The organism is Streptomyces sp. KLMMK, assembly GCF_036961605.1.
Classification (GTDB): domain Bacteria; phylum Actinomycetota; class Actinomycetes; order Streptomycetales; family Streptomycetaceae; genus Streptomyces; species Streptomyces telluris.
Genome location: NZ_JBAMDC010000498.1, coordinates 1 through 4,067, shown reverse-complemented (window position 1 = coordinate 4,067; position 4,067 = coordinate 1). Strand labels below are relative to the sequence as shown.

The following is a 4,067-nucleotide window of genomic DNA, read 5'->3' as shown; positions in this document are numbered from 1 at the left end:
ACCGGCCCGGCTATGACCCCGGTCCGCAGGCCCGCCCGCAGTCGGCCGCCCATGCCCACGTCGCCTCCCTCCGCTCACCGCCGGAGCCGCTCGCCCCCACCCTCACACGGGGTGGGCGGGGCGGCGCGGTGGGTGGTTCAGGAGGGTGGCCGGGGGCCGGGCCGGTGACGCGCCGGCCGGACCGGAGCGGCGCAGGCCGCTCGGACTGGACGGCGCAGGCCGCCCGGAGCGGACCGGCTTCAGACCGCCCGGAGCGGTTGTCAGACCGTGAGGAGGATCTTCCCCACGTGGGCGCTCCGCTCCATGACGCGGTGGGCCTCGGCGGCCTCCGCCATCGGCATCGTGCGGTCCACGACCGGCCGCACCCGTCCGCCGGCGATGAGCGGCCACACGTGCTCCCGCACGGCCGCGATGATGGCCGCCTTCTCGGCGAGCGGGCGCCCGCGCAGGGAGGTGCCCATGACCGCGGCGCGCTTGGTGAGGAGGGCGGCGAGGTCGAGCTCGGCCGTGCGGCCGCCCTGCAGGCCGATGATGACCAGGCGGCCGTTGACGGCGAGGGCGTTCACGTTCCGCTCGAGGTACTTCGCCCCGACGATGTCGAGGATGACGTCGGCACCGACGCCGCCGGTGACCTTGTGCAGTTCCTCGACGAAGTCCTGCTCGCGGTAGTCGATGAGGATGTCCGCCCCCAGCTCGCGGCAGGCCTCCAGCTTGTCCTCGCTGCCCGCGGTGACGGCGACGCGCGCGCCGACGGCCTTCGCCAGTTGCACGGCCATCGTGCCGATGCCGCTGCCGCCGCCGTGGACGAGGAAGGTCTCGCCGGGGCGCAGGTGGGCCACCATGAACACGTTGGACCAGACGGTCGCGGTCACCTCCGGCAGACAGGCGGCCGTGACCAGGTCCATGCCGTCGGGCACGGGCAGCAGCTGGCCCGCGGGGACGCAGACCTTCTGCGCGTAGCCGCCGCCCGCCAGCAGCGCGCACACCTCGTCGCCGACCGCCCAGCCGCTGACCCCGGGGCCGAGCGCCACGATCCGGCCGGAGCACTCCAGGCCCGGATAGGAGGACGCGCCGGGCGGCGGGTCGTAGAAACCCTGCCGCTGGACGACGTCGGCACGGTTGACCGCACTGGCCACGACCTCGACCAGAACCTCGCCCTCACCGGGTACGGGATCGGGCACTTCGGTCCACACCAGGGCCTCGGGCCCGCCTGGCTCGGGAATGGTGATCGCATACATGGTCGCGAGGCTACCGCCGCGGTACCGGGAAGATCACGGAATATGGGGGCCATGGTGACGCGCAAGATGAACCGGATCTCGCTGTTCCGCACCCTGTGGAACCGCACCCGCGGCGAGGCCGACGACGACCCCGAGGCGGGCCGCTCGATCGTGATGCCCGCCCGGCGCGTCGCGGCGCCGCTGCGGCAGGTCCTGCAGCGGCTGGTCATGGCCCTGCTGGTGCTGGCCGTCACCACGCTGATCGTCTACTCCGACAGCGCGGGCTACCACGACAACTCCGACGGCGGGGTCGACTTCCTGGACGCCGCCTACTACGCGACCGTGACCCTGTCGACCACGGGCTACGGCGACATCACGCCGGTGAGCGACTCGGCGCGGCTCACCAATATCTTGTTGGTCACGCCGCTGCGCGTGCTGTTCCTGATCATTTTGGTGGGAACGACCCTGGAAGTGTTGACCGAGCGGACGCGCCATCAGGTGCAGATCCACCGTTGGAGGAACCGGATGCGGGAGCACACCGTCGTCGTCGGCTACGGCACCAAGGGCCGGCACGCCGTCGAGACGCTGCTCGGCCAGGGCAAGCCCAAGAGCCAGATCGTCGTGGTCGACCCGCAGAAGAAGGTCGTCGACGCCGCGGCGGCCGAGGGCCTGGTGGGCGTCCTGGGCGACGCCACCCGCTCCGAGACCCTGCTCCGGGCGGAGCTGGCGCGCGCCTCGCAGGTCGTGATCACCACCCAGCGGGACGACACGGCGGCGCTGGTCACCCTGACGGCCCGGCAGCTGAACAAGTCGGCCAAGATCGTCGTCGCCGTCCGGGAGGACGAGAACGTGCCGCTGCTGCGGCAGAGCGGCGCGAACACGGTCGTGACCAGCTCCAGCTCGGCCGGCCGCCTGCTCGGCATGTCGATGATGAGCCCCAACGTCGGCACGGTCCTGGAGGACCTGCTGACGTACGGGAACGGCCTGGACGTGGCCGAACGCCCGGTCACCAAGCGGGAGGCGGGCCACTCGCCGCGCGACTGCGAGGACCTGGTCGTGGCAGTGGTCCGCGGGCACCGCCTCTTGCACTTCACGGACCCGGAGGTGGAGACGCTGCAGCTGGCGGACAGGGTGATCACCATCAGGCAGGCCGGAGCGCCCGAAGCGGGCTGAGACGACGGGGCCGGTCCCAGGGCGGCTACGGGAGCCCCAGGACCTCGACGGACCGTCCCGCTCCGCCCGGCGGTACGACCGCCAGCGCGTCGGCCGCCGCCAACCCCCGCAACATCGCGGGCCCGTGGAACCGCAGAGGCCGCACCCGGCCGGGGCCGCCGTCGTACGTGACCGGCACGAGCCGGGTGTCGGCAGGGTGCCCGGACACCTCCTCCACCGGCACGGCTCGCACGGGCTCGTCCACCGCCCGCCCGGTGAGCGTGCACAGCAACGGCTCGGCGAGCGTCAGCAGACCGGCCACCGCGGCGAGCGGGTTCCCCGGCAGTCCGACGACGAGCCGCCCGGGCGCGAGCCGGGCGAGCAGCATCGGGTGCCCGGGCCGCACGGCGACCCCGTCGACCAGCAGCTCGGCGCCCAGCCGGTGCAACGTGGGGTGGACGTGGTCCACGGGCCCGGAGGCGGTGCCGCCGGTGGTGACGACCACGTCCGCGGTGGTGGCGGCGAGCGCCGCGTACAGCGCGTCCGCGTCGTCACCGATGCGCAGCGCCTCGCCCGGGTCGGCGCCGAGCGCCCGCAGCCAGGGTCCGAGCATCGGCCCGAGGGCGTCCCGGATCAGTCCGCCTTCGGGCAGGCCCTCCTGAAGGAGCTCGTCGCCGAGGACGAGCACGTCGACGCGGGGGCGGCGGGTGACGGTCAGCGTGTCGTAGCCGGCGGCGGCCGCGAGGCCGAGCAGGGGCGGCGTGACGACCGTCCCCGCGGGCACGAGCCGGTCGCCCTGCCGGCATTCGCCGCCGCGCGGCCGGATGTCCTGGCCGTGGCTGACGTGCCGGTTGGCGAGCAGCTCGCCCTGCACGGTGACTTCGCCGTGCTCGCTGCGGAGCACGGCCGTCGCCCCGGCCGGGATGCGGGCCCCCGTGGCGATCCGCAGGGCGTGCCCGTCGCGCAGCGGGCCCGTGCCGGGGCGGCCGGCGAGGACGTCCTGTTCGCCGGGCGGGGGGAGGCGCCAGGGGCCGGGGCCGGAGACGGCCCAGCCGTCCATCGCGGAGGTGTCGAAGGAGGGCAGGTCGGTGAGGGCGACGAGCGGCTCGGCGAGGACCTGCCCGAGGGCGTCGCCGAGGGGCCGCTCCTCGGCGGGGAGGGCCTCGGCGGCCGCGGCGGCGACGGCACGGGCCGTGGGCCAGGGGGTGGCGTGGGGGGCGCAGTGGGGGGTGGCGTCGGCCGTCATGTGGCGGGCCCGCTTTTCGTCCTCGGCGACGTCGATGAAGGGGAAGGCGTCGAAGGCGGGGGCGGGGGCGGGGCCGGTCTCGTCCTCGGGACCGGGCCTGCGGGGCGTGGTGCCGACGCTCCGTCCGCCGTCGACCACGCCGCCCCCGACGGGTATCTCGTCGAACGGGAAGTACGCAAAGGGGGCTCGGGCGCTGCCGTGCGGGGCGTCGTCGACGTCGTAGGCGGTCCGCTCGGCGCGGCGGTCCGCGGGGCGGCGGGCCGCTGCCGGGCGGTCCGCGGGGAGGGCGTGGTGGCTCCGCCGGTCGTCGGCGAAGAGGGCCAGTGCCTCGTCCGTGGCCCGGTCGAGCGAGGAATCCGCGTCGGCGTCGCTCATCGCGCCCCGTCGGCCTTCCCCTCCACGCCGCGGTCGGCGGGATCGCCTGCCGCGCCGTCCGGGGCGGGCTCCGCACC

The 4,067-nt window shown here is 75.0% G+C and carries 3 protein-coding genes; 1 reads left to right on the top strand and 2 read right to left on the bottom strand.

Features of this window, described 5'->3' with window-relative positions; translation table 11 throughout:
* Nucleotides 1-260 precede the first annotated feature (260 nt).
* A complete protein-coding gene (locus tag V7793_RS34380; RefSeq protein ID WP_336013627.1) occupies nucleotides 261-1,238 on the bottom strand; it encodes an NAD(P)H-quinone oxidoreductase in 978 nt (325 codons plus the stop codon).
* A 51-nt stretch (nucleotides 1,239-1,289) separates the two neighbouring features.
* On the opposite strand from V7793_RS34380, the gene V7793_RS34375 reads away from it, so the two are divergent.
* On the top strand, nucleotides 1,290-2,390 hold the full coding sequence (locus V7793_RS34375; RefSeq protein ID WP_336013626.1) for a potassium channel family protein: 1,101 nt from the start codon (nucleotides 1,290-1,292) through the stop codon (nucleotides 2,388-2,390).
* A gap of 25 nt (nucleotides 2,391-2,415) precedes the next feature.
* On the opposite strand, the gene V7793_RS34370 is transcribed toward V7793_RS34375, so the two are convergent.
* Nucleotides 2,416-3,990, bottom strand: coding sequence for a molybdopterin molybdotransferase MoeA (locus V7793_RS34370; protein ID WP_336013625.1), 1,575 nt, complete (start codon nucleotides 3,988-3,990; stop codon nucleotides 2,416-2,418).
* Nucleotides 3,991-4,067: the final 77 nt, after the last annotated feature.

Coding starts and splice junctions, on each gene's coding strand:
- V7793_RS34380 (WP_336013627.1), bottom strand. CDS start 1,238: ATGTATGCGATCACCATTCCCGAGCCAGGCGGGCCCGAGGCCCTGGTG.
- V7793_RS34375 (WP_336013626.1), top strand. CDS start 1,290: ATGGTGACGCGCAAGATGAACCGGATCTCGCTGTTCCGCACCCTGTGG.
- V7793_RS34370 (WP_336013625.1), bottom strand. CDS start 3,990: ATGAGCGACGCCGACGCGGATTCCTCGCTCGACCGGGCCACGGACGAG.